Here is a 17,925-nt window from a genome sequence, read left to right on the forward strand (position 1 = left end):
CCCCCCCCCCCCCCCCCCCCCCCCCCCCCCCCCCCCCCCCCCCCCCCCCCCCCCCCCCCCCCGCGCGCGCCCCCCCCCCCCCCGGTCGTACGTGCCAGAAAGCAAAAGAAATGCGGACCCCACCACATGGCGGGGCCCGCATTCTCTTAAGACCGGAGGACTAAGCCTTGGCCTTGGACTTCTTTTCAGGCCACGGGCCAACGGGTTCCTTGCGCGATGCGTCAACAGTGGACGTATCGGCGAGGTCGCCTACCTTGTGGACCTTCAGCGAGTTCGTGGAACCGGCCTGTCCTGGAGGGGAACCGGCGGCGATGACCACGAGGTCGCCTTCGTCCACGAGCTTCATGTCCAGGAGGCTGCGGTCAACCTGTGCGGTCATCTCGTCGGTGTGGCCCACGGTGGGGACCAGTACCGGCTGGATGCCCCAGGTGAGGGCGAGCTGGTTCCAGACGTGCTCCACCGGGGTGAAAGCGAAGACAGGCTTGACCGGGCGCAGGCGCGAGAGGCGTCGTGCGGAGTCACCGGACTGGGTGAAAGTACAGATGTACTTTGCGTCCAGCTGGTCGGCGATTTCGACGGCGGCACGCGTGATGGCGCCACCACGGGTCTTGGGCTTGGTTCCCAGCGGGGGGACGCGCTCAAGGCCGTGTACTTCGGTGGACTCGATGATCCGGGCCATGACCTTGACGGTCTCGATGGGGTACTGGCCCACGGAGGTTTCACCGGAGAGCATGACTGCGTCGGCGCCGTCGAGAACTGCGTTGGCGCAGTCGGAAGCCTCGGCGCGCGTCGGGCGCGGGTTATCGATCATGGATTCCAGGACCTGGGTTGCCACGATAACGGGCTTGGCCCAGCGGCGTGCCAGTTCAATGGCACGCTTCTGGACGATCGGCACCTCTTCGAGCGGCAGTTCGACGCCGAGGTCGCCACGGGCAACCATGATGGCGTCGAAGGCGTCGATGATCTCGTGGAGCTGCTCCACTGCCTGCGGCTTTTCGATCTTGGCAATCACCGGCACGCGGCGGCCTTCTTCATCCATGATCTCGTGGACGCGCGTGATGTCTGAGGCATCGCGCACGAACGAGAGTGCAATGAGGTCGGCGCCGCGCTTGAGGGCCCAACGGAGGTCGTCCTCGTCCTTTTCGCTCAGGGCGGGGACGTTGACGGCAACACCGGGCAGGTTGATGCCCTTGTTGTTGGACACCTTGCCGCCAACCGTCACGGTGGTGACAACTTTAACGTCGTCAACCTCGATGGCGCGCAGCGCCACCTTTCCGTCGTCGATCAACAGGGCGTCGCCTACGTTGACGTCCTCGGTGAGGCTCTTGAGCGTCGTGGAGCAGATGTCCTTGGTGCCGGGAACGTCTTCGGTGGTGATGGTGAAGGTATCGCCTACGGCCAGCTCGTGCGGTCCGTCAACAAAACGGCCAAGACGGATCTTGGGTCCCTGGAGGTCGGCCATGATCGCAACAGGCTTGCCCAACTGCGCCGCAGCCTTGCGGACGTTTTCGTACGTGATGTCATGCACGGAGTAGTCGCCGTGGCTCATGTTCATGCGAGCAACGTCGACGCCGGCCTCCAGCACCGCGAGGGTGTTGTCGAAGCTGGAGATAGCCGGGCCGAAAGTTGCCACAATTTTCGCGCGTCTCATATACCTACCCTAAGTAGTTCATGCTGATTGAGTAAAAGATTGTTCCTGCCGGCGCTATAAGACCGCTATCGCCCGGTCGGTGGGGGCGACCGGTGCCGGGAGAATGGTGCTTCCCATCAGGAACTTGTCCACTGCGGCCGCGCACGCACGGCCTTCCGCAATGGCCCACACAATCAGTGACTGGCCACGTCCGGCATCGCCGGCAACAAACACGCCCTCGGTGTTTGTCATGTAGTAGCCGTCGCGGGCAACGTTGCCCCGACCGTCGAACTCTGCACTGACCTGCTCCGTGATTCCTGCCGGTTCAGCACCGGTAAAGCCAAGGCTCAGGAAGACAAGGTCAGCTGGGATGATCCGTTCTGTACCGGCCTTGGGAAGGCGTCGGCCATCCACGAACTCGGTTTCAGCAACTTTGACGCCGGTGAGTTTGCCGTTTTCTCCAACGAACTCAACGGTTGAAGCAAGGTACGTCCGTTCGCCGCCTTCTTCGTGGGCGCTGGCGACCTCGAACAGGGTGGGGAACGTCGGCCACGGCTGGTGGGCGGCACGCTCGGCGGGCGGCTGCTTGCCGATCGCCAGCGTGGTCACCGACGCAGCCTGGTGGCGGTGGGCGGTACCGATGCAGTCCGCACCAGTGTCGCCGCCGCCGAGGATGACAACGTGCTTGCCACGGGCATCGATGTGGTTCTCGGGGTTCTCCCCCGCCACTACGCGGTTCGAAGGAACCAGGTAGTCCATGGCGAAGTGGACACCCTCAAGGTCACGGCCCGGGATGGGCAGGTCGCGCGGCACGGTAGCACCGGTGGCAACAACCACGGCGTCGTAACGGCGGCGCAGCTGTTCCCAGGTCACGTCCGTACCAACTGCGACGCCGGTGCGGAAGCGGGTACCCTCGGCCTTCATCTGCTCGAGGCGGCGGTCAACCTGTTCCTTCTCCATTTTGAAGTCGGGGATGCCGTAGCGGAGCAGGCCGCCGATCTTGTCGTCGCGTTCGTAGACAGCAACGGTGTGGCCCACACGGGTCAGCTGCTGTGCCACGGCAAGGCCGGCGGGACCGGATCCTACGACCGCCACGGTCTTGCCCGTGAGGCGCGTCGGCGGCAGGGGCTGGACCCAGTCGTTATCGAAGGCCTGGTCGATGATGGAGACCTCAACCTGCTTGATGGTCACGGCGGGCTGGTTGATACCCAGCACGCAGGACGCTTCACAGGGGGCAGGGCACAAGCGTCCAGTGAACTCCGGGAAGTTGTTCGTAGCGTGGAGCCGCTCGATGGCTTCTTCACCCTTATCCCGCCACACGAGGTCGTTCCACTCGGGAATCAGGTTGCCCAGCGGGCAGCCCTGGTGGCAGAACGGAACGCCGCAGTCCATGCAGCGGCCGGCCTGGCTCTTCAGGACGCCCTTTTCCTGTGCTTCGTACACTTCTTTCCAGTCCATGATGCGGACGGGAACAGGACGGCGTGGCTGCGTCTCGCGCTGCCGGACTTTCAGAAATCCGCGTGGATCAGCCACCGGTTACCTCCAGGATTCGAGACCATACTTCTTCGCCATCGGGGTCAAGGCCCTCTTCGATGGCGTCGAGACGGGTTTGCAGGACTGCGGCGTAGTCGCGCGGCAGTACTTTGGTGATGCGGGCGGCGGTGTCGTCGAAGTTCTCGAGCAGACGGCCGGCCAGGACGGATTCGGTTTCCTCAACGTGCTTGGTGAGCAGGCCGTGAACGATGTCGCGGTCCTCGGCGTCGAGCTCCAGGAGTTGGAGTTCACCGGTATCGAGGGCCATCTTGTTGACCCGCTCGGGCTGGAGGTCCAGCACATAGGCGGTTCCACCGGACATGCCGGCACCGAAGTTGCGGCCTGTGCGCCCGATGATGAGCGTCTGGCCACCGGTCATGTACTCGCAACCGTGATCGCCAATACCTTCGACGACGGCGGTCGCACCGGAGTTACGGACCAGGAACCGCTCGCCAACCTGGCCACGCAGGAACATTTCGCCGCTGGTGGCACCGTAGCCGATGACGTTGCCGGCAATGACATTGCGCTCAGCCTGGAACACATTGGTGCGGTCCGGACGGACGATGATGCGGCCACCGGAGAGGCCCTTGCCGACGTAGTCGTTTGAGTCGCCGAACATGCGCAGCGTGATGCCGGCGGGCAGGAACGCCCCGAGGGACTGGCCCGCGGTGCCGTGGAGCGTGACGTCGATGGTGTCCGTCGCCAGAACATCGATACCGAAGGTCTTGGTCACCACGTGGCCGAGCATCGTCCCCACGGAACGGTCGGTGTTGATGACGTCCAGGGTGATCTTGACCGGCATCCGGTCGCTGAGTGCTTCCTGCGCCATGGTGATCAGTCGCTGGTCAAAGTGCTTGTCCAGCTCGTGGTTCTGGCCGGTCATGTTACGCAGCGGCACGTCGTCGTCGAACTCCAGCCCGTGCAGGATGGGGTCCAGGTCCAGCCCTTCGGCCTTCCAGTGATCGATCGCTTCACGGGTGTCCAGAACCTCAGCGTGGCCGATGGCCTCTTCCAAGGTGCGGAAGCCAAGCTCGGCGAGGATCTCACGGACCTCTTCAGCGAGGAACTCGAAGAAGTTGACCACGAACTCGGGCTTGCCGTTGAACCGCGAACGAAGCTCAGGGTTCTGGGTGGCAACGCCGACGGGGCAGGTGTCCAGATGGCAGACGCGCATCATGATGCAGCCGGACACCACCAACGGAGCGGTTGCGAAACCGTATTCCTCGCCACCCAGCAGGGCAGCGATGACGACGTCGCGGCCGGTCTTGAGCTGGCCATCAACCTGAACCACCACGCGGTCACGGAGACCGTTGAGCATCAGGGTCTGCTGGGTCTCGGCGAGGCCGAGTTCCCACGGCACACCCGCGTGCTTGAGCGAGTTCAGCGGCGAGGCGCCGGTACCGCCGTCGTGACCTGAAACGAGTACGACGTCGGCCTTCGCCTTGGTGACGCCGGAGGCCACCGTGCCGATCCCGACTTCCGAAACCAGCTTCACGTGGACACGGGCCGAAGGGTTGGCGCGCTTGGCATCGTAGATGAGCTGCGCGAGGTCCTCGATCGAATAGATGTCGTGGTGAGGGGGCGGGGAAATGAGCCCGACGCCGGGAGTCGAGTGGCGCGTCCGGGCTACCCACGGGTAGACCTTCTGGGCCATCAACTGGCCGCCTTCACCGGGCTTGGCGCCTTGTGCCATCTTGATCTGGATGTCATCGGCGTTGGTCAGGTACAGGCTGGTCACACCAAAGCGGCCGGATGCGATCTGCTTGATGGCAGAGCGACGCTCCGGGTCCAGCAGGCGGTCAACGTCCTCGCCACCTTCACCCGTGTTGGACTTGGCGCCCAAACGGTTCATGGCGATAGCCAGGGTTTCGTGGGCTTCCTTGGAGATGGAGCCGTAACTCATGGCGCCGGTGGAGAACCGCTTGACGATGCTGGAGACGGGCTCCACTTCCTCAAGCGGAACTGCCGGACGTACTCCGTCTTTGAACTTCAAGAGCCCGCGGAGGGTCATCAGGTTCTCGGACTGGTCGTCAATGCCCTTGGTGTAGGACTTGAAGATGTCATAGCGGCGTTCGCGGGTGGCGTGCTGCAGGCGGAACACCGTCTCCGGGTTGAAGAGGTGGGGTTCGCCGTCGCGGCGCCACTGGTACTCGCCGCCGCCGAGAAGCGGCTGGTGCGGGTGCTCGATGCCGCCCTCCGGATACGCCATCTGGTGGCGCGCCGAGACTTCGGCAGCAATGACGTCCAGGCCAACGCCACCCAGCTGGGAGTGCGTGCCGGAGAAGAATTCGTCCACGAGTTCCTGGGACAGGCCCAGTGCCTCGAAGGTCTGGGCGCCGGTGTAGGAAGCCACGGTGGAGATGCCCATTTTGGACATGATCTTCAGGACACCCTTGCCGAGGCCCTTGATGAGGTTGTAGACGCCGTCTTCGGCAGTAACGCCCGTGACATCGCCGTTGGAGATCAGCTGTTCCACCGATTCCATGGCCAGGTATGGGTTCACGGCGGAAGCGCCGTAGCCAATGAGTACCGCCACGTGGTGCGTCTCGCGGACGTCGCCGGCCTCAACCACCAGCGCGGTCTTGGTGCGGTTTGCGCTGCGGAGCAGGTGGTGGTGGACTGCGCTGACAAGGAGAAGCGAAGGAATCGGCGCCCACTGGGCGTTCGAGTCACGGTCGGACAGCACAACATACTGCACGCCACGGTTGATCGCGCCCGAAACCTGCTCGCAGATCTCCGTCAAACGCGCACGGAGTGCTGCTTCACCACCCTCGGGGCGGTACAGGCCACGGACCTTCATGGCGATGCGGTCGCCGTCGGGGGTTTCAATGTTCGCGATCTTCGCCAGCTGATCGTTGTTGATCACGGGGAACGGCAGCGAGATCTGCGGCTGGCGGACCTGCTTGCCGTCCAAGAGGTTGCCATTGGGACCAATGGCGCACTTCAGGGAGGTGACCAGCTCTTCGCGGATGGCATCCAACGGCGGGTTGGTGACCTGCGCGAAGGACTGCACAAAGTAGTCGAACAACAAGCGCGGACGCTTGGAGAGAACCGCAACCGGCGTATCGGAACCCATGGCGCCCAGGGGCTCGGCACCTGTGCGGGACATCGGTCCGAGCAGGATCTTCAGTTCTTCGGTGGTGTAGCCGAACGTGCGCTGGCGGATGTTGACCGACGCAGCGGTGTGGACAACGTGCTCGCGCTCAGGCAGCTCGTTGATATCGATCAGGTTGTCCTTGAGCCATTCGGCCCACGGGTTCGCAGCAGCTACCTCGGCCTTGACCTCGGCGTCGTCGATGATGCGGCCGGCCTCGGTGTCCACCAGGAACATCTTGCCCGGGGCGACGCGGCCCTTCTTGACCACGTTGGAAGGCTCAACTTCGATCACGCCAACTTCGGATGCGAAGATGATCAGTCCGTCTTCAGTGATCCAGTAGCGTCCCGGGCGCAGGCCATTGCGGTCCAGCGTTGCGCCCACGAGGTTGCCGTCAGTGAACGAGACTGCAGCGGGACCGTCCCAGGGCTCCATGAGCAGCGAGTGGTATTCGTAGAACGCACGGCGGGCAGGATCCATGGTGGCGTGGTTCTCCCACGCTTCGGGGATCATCATCATGATCGAGTGCGTGATCGGACGCCCGGAGAGCCAGAGCAGTTCCGCTACCTCGTCGAAGGACGCGGAGTCAGAGGCGCCGGGGGTGCAGATCGGGTACAGCTCTTCGGGAACAGAGCCCAGCAGAGGGCTGGCCAGCTGCGACTGGCGGGCACGCATCCAGTTGCGGTTTCCCTTGACCGTGTTGATCTCACCGTTGTGGGCGATGGTGCGGAAAGGCTGCGCCAAAGGCCACGACGGGAACGTGTTGGTGGAAAAGCGCGAGTGGACGATCGCGAGCTTGGTCTTGAAGCGCTTGTCCGAGAGGTCCGGGTAGAAGGGCTCCAACTGAGCGGTGGTCAGCATGCCCTTGTACACGATGGTGCGGGAGGACAGCGACGGGAAGTAGACGCCGAATTTGTTCTGGGCACGCTTGCGGATTCGCCAGGCACGGGAGTCCAGCTCGTTGTGTTCGAGCTGCTCGCCGGTGGCGGAGGCAAAGAACGGCTGGGAGAAGTAGGGCATACACGCCCGGGCCATGGCACCCACGAGGTCAGCGACCACGGGAACCTCACGCCAGCCAAGGACAGTCAGTCCCTCGTCAGCTGCAAGGGCTTCAATGCCGGCCTTGGCGTTTTCTGCTTCGCGGGACTCGGCAGGAAGGAAGGCGGTGCCCACCACGTACTGGCCGGGAGCAGGCAGTTCGAATTCTGTGACGGCCCTGAAGAACTCGTCCGGAACCTGCATCAGCAGGCCCGCACCGTCGCCAGTACCTTCATCGGCGCCCACGGCGCCGCGGTGTTCGAGATTGCGGAGGGCGGTCAGTGCCGCTTCCACGATGTCGTATCCCGGTTCCCCGCGGAGCGTGGCAATAATAGCCAGGCCGCAGGCGTCCTTCTCCTTATCAGGGTTGTAAAGACCCTGGGCCTCCGGGAGCGCAGCAAAGCGCTTGAACGGAGACATGGCACCCTGAGGTTCGATATTTTCGGACCAACCGGGGTTATGAAGATGGGTCATGGGAGACGTCCTTCCTCGAGATCGTGCGTATGGAAGGGACAACGTTGGCCCCACCTTGCCTGCCCTGTGACGGGCACAACAAAGCGCTAGTAATTGGAATTGTAGGCCAGCCGATCCAGCGCAACGAACAGTTACGCAGACCTCTGGCCCCGGCTTGACCAGTGAACATCGGTATGCTGCGGTCCGGTTTCCGGGGTGCCACGACGCTGTGGACTGGGCCCTACGAGCGGTGACTCTGTTGCCCCTTTACCGGATGCGGCTACTTGGTGTCGCCTTCATCCGGTGTGGATCCGGGGGCCTTCCTTGCGGCAGTTGCAGCAGGTGTGGAATCCGTGGTGGACGCAGTGTCCTTCTCCGGTTTCCCTGCTGTTTCCTGCGGCTCGTCAACGTGGCCCGAATCGCTTTGGTTATCAGGGAGATTACCACGCGAACCAGTATCTGAGACAGATGCGTCCACATCATGACTGGTGACGCTCGTCACCGGAACAGGCTCATTTTCCTTCTTCTCTTCCGGCTCCCGCCCCGCCAAATAAGGGGTATCGGGGACAGGCCGGCCTCGCCGACCCAGGATAAAGAAGATGGCCAGGGCCGCAATGAAGACAAAGATGCTTGTCCACACATTGAGCCGGGTGGTAATGCCAAGCAGGTTGATCTGTTCGGCATCGTCGATGCGCAGGGCCTCAATCCATACGCGGCCCAGGGTGTAGTACACGGCGTACAGCCAGAAGAGCCGTCCCCAGCGGAAGTGGAACTTCTTGTCCAGCAACAGCAGAATGGCCACGCCTGCGAGGTTCCACAACATCTCGTAAAGGAACGTCGGGTGGAAGAGCGTATCCGCAGCCATGTCCGCCGGGAAATTCGCGTTGGCGGGATCAATTTCAAGTCCCCACGGCAGGGTGGTCGGCGCCCCGAAGAGTTCCTGGTTGAACCAGTTCCCCAGGCGTCCGATTGCCTGGGCCAGCAGGAGCCCCGGCGCTGCTGCATCCAGGAAGGCCGTCAGCTTGACGCCGGCACGCCGGCAACCAATCCAGGCACCTACCGCACCGAGGACAACGGCACCCCAAATGCCCAGACCGCCGCGTTGGATCTGTGGAATCAGCGAGAGGTCGCCAGTGCCATCAAAGCCAGGACCAAAGTACGCGTCAGGCGAGGAGAACACGTGGTAGAGGCGACCACCGATGATGCCGAAGGGAATAGCCCAGATGGCGATATCCCACAGGCTTCCTTCGGGAGCGCCGCGGCGCTTCCACCTGGCCGATGTCAGCCACAGGCCAACGATGATGCCCGCCAGGATGCAGAGGGCGTAGGCGTGGATACGCAACGTCCCCCACGGGAGCGGAATGTCGAAACCGGACCACGAAGGGCTCGGGATACTCATGGGGACCATTGCCGCTGCGTGGAGGACGGTCTGCATTCGCTTCGCTGTTTCCTTTTCCTAGGCTTCTGCAGCGGCGCGGCCCAGGCCGGCGCTGAGGTTCTTGGTGAGTTGCCCGACGGCGTCCACGCCGCCATCGCGGAGGGCCGCCACCAGGGCGGTTCCGACGATCACGCCGTCAGCGTAGGCGGCAATTTCGCGCACATGATCCGGGTTGGAGACACCCAGGCCCACGCACACGCGCTCGGCACCGGCAGCATGTGCACGGGCGACCACGTCTTCGGCGCTGCTGCTGACTGAGGTACGGGTCCCTGTGACACCCATAATCGAGACGGCGTACACAAACCCTCGGCTGGCTTTCACCGTCATGTCGAGGCGTTCGGGCGTGGACGACGGCGCCACGAGGAACACCCGGTCCAATCCGTACTTGTCCGAGGCTTCGAACCACTCGGATGCCTCGTCGGGGATGAGGTCCGGAGTAATGAGGCCTGCTCCCCCGGCTTCAGCGAGGCGACGGGAAAACTCGTCGACGCCCATACGCATTACCGGGTTCCAGTACGTCATGACCAAGACAGCCGCGTCCGTGGCTGCGGTGATGCCGGCAACGACATCGAAAACATCGGCGACACGGAATCCATTGGCGATCGCTTCGGTAGTAGCGGCCTGGATGACCGGGCCGTCCATCACGGGATCGGAGTACGGGATTCCAATTTCGATGAGGTCCGCCCCGTTGCGGGCCAAGGCGATTCCCGCGTCGATGCTCTCCTTGACCGTGGGGTAGCCCGCGGGAAGGTAGCCCACCAAGGCGGAACGGCCTTCTGCCTTGGCACGGTCAATGGCGGCAGCGGATTTGCTGGCGAATTCTTCAGTCATCAGTTCTGGTCCTCGTTGACATCCACGGCGGCTTCGGCAGTGCGCTCTGGCCCCTTGGGCTTTCGCGTGGACAGCGTTGTGCCCTTGACGTGCCCTTCCTCGTCCAACATGTTGAACCAGGCCGCGGCAGTCTCCACGTCCTTGTCTCCACGACCGGAAAGGTTGACGATCACGGTGACGTCGGAAGGGTTTTCCTTGCCTTCGGTGAGCCGCTTACCGATCTTGATGGCACCTGCCAAGGCGTGCGAGGACTCGATGGCGGGGATGATGCCTTCTGTCCGGCACAACAGGCTGAAGGCGTCCATCGCTTCGGTATCGGTGACGGCCTCGTACGTGACGCGCCCGATGTCGGCCAGATACGAGTGCTCCGGACCAACGCTGGGGTAGTCCAGGCCAGCCGAAATGGAGTGGGACTCGACGGTCTGGCCGTCTTCGTCCTGCATGAGGTAGGACCGGGCACCATGCAGCACGCCCGGACGGCCCAGGGAGATCGCTGCAGCGTGGCGGCCGGTTTCGACACCGTCTCCGCCGGCCTCGAAACCATAGATCTTCACGGAGGCATCATCGAGGAAGGCGTGGAACAAACCGATGGCGTTCGAGCCACCACCGATGCATGCAGCAATGGCGTCGGGGAGTTTGCCGGTCTGCTCCAGGATCTGGCTGCGGGCTTCTTCGCCGATGACTTCGTGGAAGTAGCGCACCATCGCGGGGAACGGGTGTGCTCCTGCTGCGGTTCCCAGGAGGTAGTGGGTGTGCTCCACGTTCGACACCCAGTCGCGAAGGGCATCATTGATGGCGTCCTTGAGTGTCTGGGATCCGTTGGTCACCGGTACCACAGTGGCACCGAGCAGCTGCATGCGGGCCACGTTCAACGCCTGGCGCCGGCAATCCTCTGCGCCCATGTACACCACGCACTCGAGTCCCAACAGGGCTGCGGCCGTGGCACTGGCAACGCCGTGCTGTCCGGCTCCGGTTTCTGCGATCACGCGGGTCTTGCCCATGCGCTTGGCGAGGAGGGCCTGGCCAAGGACGTTGTTGATCTTGTGGGACCCGGTGTGGTTCAAGTCTTCGCGCTTGAGGAAGATGCGTGCTCCGCCGGCGCGCTCGGAGAAGCGCTTCGCTTCGGTGAGCAAAGAAGGCCGGCCGGAGTAATTCTTGTTGAGGTCCTTCAGCTGCGCGATGAACTCGGGGTCGGCTTTGGCCTTCTCAAACGTGTCCTGGACTTCGTCGAGGGCGGCGATCAGAGACTCGGGCATCCAACGACCGCCGTAGTTGCCGAAGTAGGGCCCGGAGGCGTTGCGCAGCGAAGGGCCACCTTGCAGGAATGCGTCGGCCGCATTCTCTTCTGAGCCGGCTGTTGGCGCGTCGACCATCAGTCTCACCGTCCTGTTCCAGTTAGTTCATTGGGTAGTTCCACGTGCCACAAGGCAGCCGCAGGCTCAAGCCCGGGCTGCCTTGCGGCTGTTCGCCGTGATTCAGTGACTTCCTCAGTTCCTGACGGCGATGGCGGCAGCTCCAGCTGCCTTGAATTCGGTGATGCGTTCGCGCGGCGTGGAGTCGCTGACCAGCGCCTCCCCCACCAGGATGGCGTTGGCGCCACCCGCGGCGTAGTGCGATACGTCGTCGGCGCCCCGGACGCCCGATTCGGCAACGATGACGGCCTCGGCCGGAATCAATCCTGCCAGGGACCCGAAAACCGAGCGGTCGACGTCGAGCGTCTTGAGGTTGCGGACATTGATGCCAATGATCTTGGCCTGCGCCGCGACGGCGCGCTCAATCTCATCTTCCGTGTGGGTTTCCACCAGCACGTTCATGCCGAGTTCGTGACTGAGGGCGCTGAACTCCGCAAGTTCCGCGTCGGACAGTGCCGCGACGATGAGCAGGATGAGGTCGGCGCCATGGGCCCGGGCTTCCCAGATCTGGTACTCGTCAACCGTGAAGTCCTTGCGCAGCAAGGGCGTCTCGACGGCGGCGCGTACAGCATCTAGGTCCGCCAACGAACCGCCGAAGCGGCGCTGTTCGGTCAGGACACTGATAACGGAAGCTCCACCGTCGGCGTACTGTACGGCGAGGGACGCAGGATCAGCGATCGGCGCCAGGTCGCCTTTGGAAGGGCTGCGACGCTTGATTTCGGCGATGACTTTGAGGTCGTTGCGGACGGATGAGGGACCGCCCAAAGCTGCCCACGCATCGCGGGCCGGGGCGGCACTTGCGGCCCTGTCCTTCAGCTCCGCGAGGGATACGAGGCGGCTGCGCGCCTCCATCTCCTCCTTGACGCCAACAATGATGTCATCAAGAACGGTCACGATTAGTGGCCGTTGTTCTGCAGCTTGCTGCCACCAACTCCGTAGCCCGCCTTGCGCATGACGCCGCCCACAATGAGGCCAATGACCATGACAACCAGGCCCCCCACGAAGATCGGGGTGCTGGCGATAACGAAAGCGATGGAGGAAATCAGCGCACCGACCAGCATCACAAGTACGCAGGTCCAGGCAGCCGGGCTGTTTCCGTGGCCGATGGCGTCAGCGTGGCTGGCCATGGTGGATTCAGCTTGGTTTGCGGACACTGTGGTTTTGCTCATGTGAAATCTCCTCAGGATGAATACTGCTTACATTCTGCCATTTATTGACGGCGTCCGGGACATCGTCCGACGTCAGGACAGGCGTGTGGGCTTTTGTTGCGCCACTCCTGCCCGAAAGCCAGTTTTGGCTGCCTACGTGGGATCTTCACCGCGCGACAGGCTGTCCCAGCTGTCAATCTCGTCCACCGGCCCGTTGTTGCTCTTCCGCCCCCCGGTGCCGGCGTCGTATTTGGTCCGAGTGGTCCAATGGCGCCCGGCCAGCGGCAGGACAATGGCGCAGACGGCCAGGAGGGATCCGGCAACGATGGCCACGATCGGGAACGCAGTGGCTGCCGCGTCGGCCTGTCCGCCCGAGACACCCGTGGCGGCCGCAATGGCCCCTTGTGCGGCACCCAGCGGATCAAGAAGTACGGTCACAGCGGCCAGAATGATTCCGGCCGCCGACAAGACGATGAGGACTGCGATGATCCAGCGGGCAATCTTTCCCGCGATGGAAGCGGCGAGTCCGCCCGCCAAGGCAACAACGGCCAGCGCCGTGACCGCAGTGGCGGCCTTGCTCCCTTGGACGTGGAGGTCACTGTTGGACGCTCCCGTGGGGTCGAGTCGCACCTCGATCCAGGTCTGCGTCGTGGCCCCAAAAACTGCCAAGGCCAGAATTGTGGTGGCAAGGACCAGCGTTGATTTGCGAGCCCAGCGCGGCGGCTGCCTGACCGGAGCCGCTGAAGATGCCGTGCTCATGGTGTGGAAGTCCCGTCATCGAGGGCGTCGGTGATCCCCACCGTTTCGGCGGAAATGTTCTGCAGCGATCCCGCGGTGTGGACGGCGCGCAGCGGCGCAGCTGCCTTGTTCACCGTCTCCAGCGCTTCAGAAGGCTTGTGTGAATCGGCAACAATTCCACCACCGGCCTGTACATAGGCGCGGCCTTCCCGGAGCAGTGCAGACCGGATGGCAATCGCCATATCCATATCGCCCGCAAAATCCAGGTAGCCAACCACGCCACCGTAGATACCGCGCCGGTGGGGTTCGAGCTCGTCAAGCAGGCGGAGTGCACGCGGCTTTGGAGCCCCGGACAGGGTGCCTGCCGGGAACGTTGCCTTCAGGACGTCGTAGGCCTTGGCGTTGGGGGCCAGCTCACCCACCACTGTGGAGACGAGGTGCATGATGTGGCTGAACCGCTCCACTTCCATGAACTGCGTGACGTCCACAGTACCGGCGACGCAGACCTTGGAGAGATCGTTGCGCGAGAGGTCCACCAACATCAGGTGCTCGGCCCGCTCCTTCTGATCGGCCAGCAACTCCGTGGCGAGGGCTTTATCGGCCTCCACTGTCTTTCCACGGGGACGTGAGCCGGCGATGGGGTGGGTGATGACTTCCTCACCGGTCACCGTGACCAAAGCCTCCGGCGATGAGCCCACAATCGAGTACTCGCGGCCGTCCGCATCCTCCAGGCTGAAGAGGTACATATAAGGGCTGGGGTTCGTATTGCGCAGGACACGGTAAACATCCAGCGGGTCCGCGGCGCACTCCATCTCGAAGCGGCGGGAGATCACCACCTGGAACACCTCGCCGTCAACAATGGCTTCCTTGCCGCGGTCAATCGCCTCAAGGTATTTGGCTTCATCCCATCGTTCCTGCACGCTGGAGGCGAAGTCCAGGGCGGCAGTTTCCAGGATAGAGACCGGCTGGGCAACAGGAGTGCTGATCTGCTCCAGCAGGCCCTTCACGCGGGCCACGGCGTCATGCCAGGCGTCATCGACACGCTCGGAGCTGTCATCGAAGTTAATGGCGTTGGCGATCAGGAGGACGGTACCGTCCATGTTGTCATGCACAGCCATGTCAGTGACCAGGTTCAGCGCCATTTCCGGCAGCTGCAAGTCGTCCTCAGGCGGGGATGTCAGCCGCTCCCAGTGACGGACGGCTTCCCATCCGAGAAAGCCGACCAAGCCGGAGGTGAAGGGCGGCAGTCCCTCAAACCGGTCTGTCTGCAAGGCAGCAATGGTGTCCCGCACCGCGTCAACGGGATTACCTGAGACGGGAACCCCCACGGGCGGCTCACCGATCCAATGGGCCTGGCCGTCTTTCGTGGTCAGGGTGGCCCTGGATTTTGACCCAATGAAGGAGTAGCGCGACCACGCGCCGCCAACTGCCGCGGATTCCAGGAGGAACGTTCCGGGTTGGCCCTTGGCCAGCTTCCGATACAGGCCGATGGGGGTCTCGGCGTCAGCCAGGACCTTGAGTCGAACGGGAATAACACGGCTGTGGACGGCGAGTTCGCGGAACTCTTCCAGGCCCGGGCTGATGATTCCAAGGTCCTGCATGGCTATTTCTCCGCCTTTTGTCTGAGGTGGTGCGTCAGTGGAAAAGTTAGTGGGTGCCTTAGTCGCGGTGGCCCGTTACGACGGTGAAGTCGCGACCATCAAAGCAGGTCCGGGTACCGGTGTGGCAGGCTGCGCCGATCTGGTCCACGCGGATCAGGAGGGCGTCGCCGTCGCAGTCAAGGGCGACAGACTTCACGAACTGTACGTGTCCGGAGGTGTCGCCCTTGCGCCAGTACTCTTGGCGGGAGCGCGAGTAGAACGTCACGCGACCCGTGGTCATGGTGCGGTGGAGAGCCTCGTCATCCATCCAGCCAAGCATGAGGACCTCGTTGGTGTCGTGCTGCTGCACAATGGCGGCTACGAGCCCGGACGAATCACGTTTGAGGGCGCTGGCGATCTCCTGCGGCAACGGGCTCGCGGGGTCGCTGGAAAGCTCCGTGGCGGGAGAGGGGCTGGGGGCGGACTGCTCTGACATCAGATCAAGTCTAGTGCCTTTGCAGGGAGCTGGATTCTGCGGCGGTTCCACTGCGCAAGTGCGCTCCGATCGTGCTAGTTTCACAAGTGATGCATTTCGTCGATCCTTCCCGAGAAGTCCTGGCCGAAACCCTGCTGGCGGCCGGACCTGACTCCCCCACGCTCTGCGAAGGGTGGCAAACCCGGGATCTTGCTGCGCATTTGTATCTGCGCGAACGGAAGATCGCAGTGGGCCTTGGGCTCCTGATCCCAAGCCTGGGCAAGGCCTCCGAAAAAGCCACCTCCAAGCTTGCCGCCAAGCTCAAGAGCCCTGACGCCTACGCGGACCTCATCAAGACGTTCCGCGCCGGCCCTCCGGCCCTCTCCCCCTTGAAGATCAAAGCCCTGGATGAGACGTCCAACCTCATTGAGTACTTTGTTCACACCGAGGACATTCGCCGTGCCGGCGACCGTTGGGCGCCCCGGGCACTCGATGAAGCATATTCGGACGCCCTCTGGGACGACCTCATCAAACGGGCTGCCTTCTTGTACCGCGGCGTGGATCTCGGCATCGTACTGGTACGCCCCACCGGGCCGCGGCATGTCGCCAAGCGGGCTCCCGTTTCCGTTGCGATCGTTGGCGAACCGGGCGAGCTGCTGATGCATGCGCACGGTCGCACCAGCCAGGCCTTGGTCACCTTCGAAGGCCAGCCGGACGCCGTCGCGCTTCTGCAGTCCGCAGACATCGGCCTTTAAGCCACCAATGGAGGGTCACCTGCACGGTGACCCTCCATTGCTTTTTAAGCCATGAAAGCTAGCGGACCTCGAAGCCGGCCTCGCGGATAGCGGTCTTGACCTGGGCGATCATGTCGTCCGGCCCAAAATGGAACACCGAAGCGGCCAGTACGGCATCAGCTCCCGCTTCTACGGCGGGCGGGAAGTGTGCCGGTTCCCCGGCGCCGCCCGAGGCAATGATCGGAATGTTCACCGCAGCGCGGACCAGGCGGATCAATTCGAGATCGAAGCCGTCCTTGGTGCCGTCGGCGTCGATCGAGTTGAGCAGGATTTCCCCCACACCCCGGTCTGCCGCTTCTTTGGCCCAGGCAATGGCGTCGATCCCGGTTCCGGTACGGCCGCCGTGGGTGGTCACTTCAAAACCGGACGACGTCGGGATGTCGCCTGCGCGGGTACGGCGCGCATCGACCGAGAGCACCAGGACCTGTGAGCCGAAGTGGCGCGTGATCTCGTCGATGACCTCGGGCCTGGCCACGGCTGCAGTGTTGATGGACGCCTTGTCCGCACCGAAGCGCAGGAGCTTGTCCACCTCTGCCACACCACGAACACCACCACCCACGGTCAGGGGAATGAACACTTCCTCAGCCGTGCGGCGGACGACGTCGAACGTGGTTTCGCGATTCCCGGAGGAGGCAGTGACGTCCAGGAACGTCAGTTCATCGGCCCCGCCGTTGTCGTAACGGTGCGCAAGTTCCACGGGATCACCAGCGTCGCGGAGGCCTTCAAAGTTGACGCCTTTGACGACGCGGCCAGCGTCGACATCCAGGCAGGGGATGACGCGTACGGCTACAGCCATGTGCTGCTCCTAGATTCTGTTGTGGCGCGGGTCAGATACGGCAGGCGTGAATGCTGCTGACCAGGATGGCGCGTGCTCCGAGGTCGTAGAGCTCGTCCATGATGCGGTTGGTTTCCTTCTTCGGAACCATGGACCGCACCGCAACCCACTCGGAGTCACGCAGGGGCGAAACCGTGGGCGACTCAAGGCCCGGGGTCAGCGCAGCGGCGTCCTCCACCAGGTCCTTGCGGATGTCGTAGTCCATGAGGACGTACTGGCGGGCCACGAGGACGCCCTGGAGGCGCCGGATGAGGATGTCGATTTCCTTGGCAGTTCCATTTGCGGCCCCACCAGAGCCGGAACGGCGGATGAGCACGGCCTCGGACTTCAGGATGGGGTCGCCAAAGATTTCCATGCCGGCGGCCTTGAGGGTGTTTCCGGTTTCAACGACGTCGGCAATGGCGTCCGCGACGCCGAGACGCACCGACGATTCCACGGCGCCATCCAGACGGACCACCTTGGCGTTAACGCCCCGCTCGGCGAGGTAGTCGCGCAGCAGGCCGTCGTAGCTGGTGGCCAGGCGCTTGCCTTCAAGTTGTTCGACGCCGGCGAAGTCACCGACCGGACCAGCGAAACGGAAGGTTGACGGGGCGAAGCCCAGGGGAAGAATTTCCTCGGCTTCGACCTTCGCGTCGAGCAGGAGATCCCTGCCCGTGATGCCGACATCCAGGGTTCCCTGGCCTACGTAGACAGCAATGTCGCGGGGACGGAGGAAGAAGAATTCAATGTCATTGTCGGGATCAACCATGACCAGCTCGCGGGTGTCGCGGCGCTGGCGGTAACCCGCCTCGGACAGCATTGCCGAGGCGGCTTCGGACAGGGATCCCTTATTGGGGACTGCTACACGGAGCATTGGGAGACTTTCTTTTTGGAATGGAGGTTTTCAGGCACCTTGGCCACGCAGGGGGCTCCGCAGCAAGCAAGCG

14 protein-coding genes are annotated in these 17,925 nt (G+C 63.3%); 1 reads left to right on the top strand and 13 read right to left on the bottom strand.

The window, feature by feature from the left end:
* Positions 1–160 precede the first annotated feature (160 nt).
* The 11 genes from pyk to hisI all read right to left on the bottom strand — a co-directional run bounded on the left by pyk (position 161) and on the right by hisI (position 15,391).
* Positions 161–1,651: a pyruvate kinase gene (pyk, locus tag LN996_RS04175; protein ID WP_231338917.1), complete on the bottom strand. Its 1,491-nt coding sequence runs from the start codon at positions 1,649–1,651 to the stop codon at positions 161–163.
* A 54-nt stretch (positions 1,652–1,705) separates the two neighbouring features.
* Positions 1,706–3,163, bottom strand: coding sequence for a glutamate synthase subunit beta (locus LN996_RS04180; protein WP_231338918.1), 1,458 nt, complete (start codon positions 3,161–3,163; stop codon positions 1,706–1,708).
* Entirely contained in the window at positions 3,156–7,769 is a 4,614-nt protein-coding gene (gene gltB, locus LN996_RS04185; RefSeq protein WP_231338919.1) for a glutamate synthase large subunit, read from the bottom strand. Before gltB ends, LN996_RS04180 begins: the two co-directional genes overlap by 8 nt.
* Before the next feature lie 259 nt (positions 7,770–8,028).
* A complete protein-coding gene (gene lgt / locus LN996_RS04190; protein WP_231338920.1) occupies positions 8,029–9,183 on the bottom strand; it encodes a prolipoprotein diacylglyceryl transferase in 1,155 nt (384 codons plus the stop codon).
* Positions 9,184–9,204: 21 nt separating this feature from the next.
* Positions 9,205–10,017: a tryptophan synthase subunit alpha gene (gene trpA, locus LN996_RS04195; protein ID WP_231338921.1), complete on the bottom strand. Its 813-nt coding sequence runs from the start codon at positions 10,015–10,017 to the stop codon at positions 9,205–9,207.
* Positions 10,017–11,390: a tryptophan synthase subunit beta gene (gene trpB, locus LN996_RS04200; RefSeq protein WP_231338922.1), complete on the bottom strand. Its 1,374-nt coding sequence runs from the start codon at positions 11,388–11,390 to the stop codon at positions 10,017–10,019. Before trpB ends, trpA begins: the two co-directional genes overlap by 1 nt.
* Before the next feature lie 114 nt (positions 11,391–11,504).
* On the bottom strand, positions 11,505–12,323 hold the full coding sequence (gene trpC, locus LN996_RS04205; RefSeq protein WP_231338923.1) for an indole-3-glycerol phosphate synthase TrpC: 819 nt from the start codon (positions 12,321–12,323) through the stop codon (positions 11,505–11,507).
* 2 nt (positions 12,324–12,325) lie between these two features.
* On the bottom strand, positions 12,326–12,598 hold the full coding sequence (locus tag LN996_RS04210) for an HGxxPAAW family protein (RefSeq protein ID WP_159706651.1): 273 nt from the start codon (positions 12,596–12,598) through the stop codon (positions 12,326–12,328).
* A 132-nt stretch (positions 12,599–12,730) separates the two neighbouring features.
* Positions 12,731–13,336, bottom strand: a complete 606-nt coding sequence (locus LN996_RS04215; protein ID WP_231338924.1) for a Trp biosynthesis-associated membrane protein — start codon at positions 13,334–13,336, stop codon at positions 12,731–12,733.
* Positions 13,333–14,916: an anthranilate synthase component I gene (locus tag LN996_RS04220; RefSeq protein WP_231338925.1), complete on the bottom strand. Its 1,584-nt coding sequence runs from the start codon at positions 14,914–14,916 to the stop codon at positions 13,333–13,335. Before LN996_RS04220 ends, LN996_RS04215 begins: the two co-directional genes overlap by 4 nt.
* Positions 14,917–14,974: 58 nt before the next feature.
* Positions 14,975–15,391 (bottom strand): phosphoribosyl-AMP cyclohydrolase, encoded by a 417-nt coding sequence (gene hisI, locus LN996_RS04225; protein ID WP_231338926.1) that lies wholly within the window; start codon positions 15,389–15,391, stop codon positions 14,975–14,977.
* Positions 15,392–15,480: 89 nt separating this feature from the next.
* On the opposite strand from hisI, the gene LN996_RS04230 reads away from it, so the two are divergent.
* Positions 15,481–16,125, top strand: coding sequence for a TIGR03085 family metal-binding protein (locus LN996_RS04230; RefSeq protein ID WP_172323894.1), 645 nt, complete (start codon positions 15,481–15,483; stop codon positions 16,123–16,125).
* Between the two features lie 58 nt (positions 16,126–16,183).
* On the opposite strand, the gene hisF is transcribed toward LN996_RS04230, so the two are convergent.
* A complete protein-coding gene (gene hisF, locus LN996_RS04235) occupies positions 16,184–16,960 on the bottom strand; it encodes an imidazole glycerol phosphate synthase subunit HisF (RefSeq protein ID WP_231338927.1) in 777 nt (258 codons plus the stop codon).
* A 31-nt stretch (positions 16,961–16,991) separates the two neighbouring features.
* Entirely contained in the window at positions 16,992–17,852 is an 861-nt protein-coding gene (gene hisG / locus LN996_RS04240) for an ATP phosphoribosyltransferase (RefSeq protein ID WP_231338928.1), read from the bottom strand.
* Positions 17,853–17,925: the final 73 nt, after the last annotated feature.

The organism is Arthrobacter sp. AK01, assembly GCF_021109375.1.
In the GTDB taxonomy this organism is placed as follows: domain Bacteria; phylum Actinomycetota; class Actinomycetes; order Actinomycetales; family Micrococcaceae; genus Arthrobacter.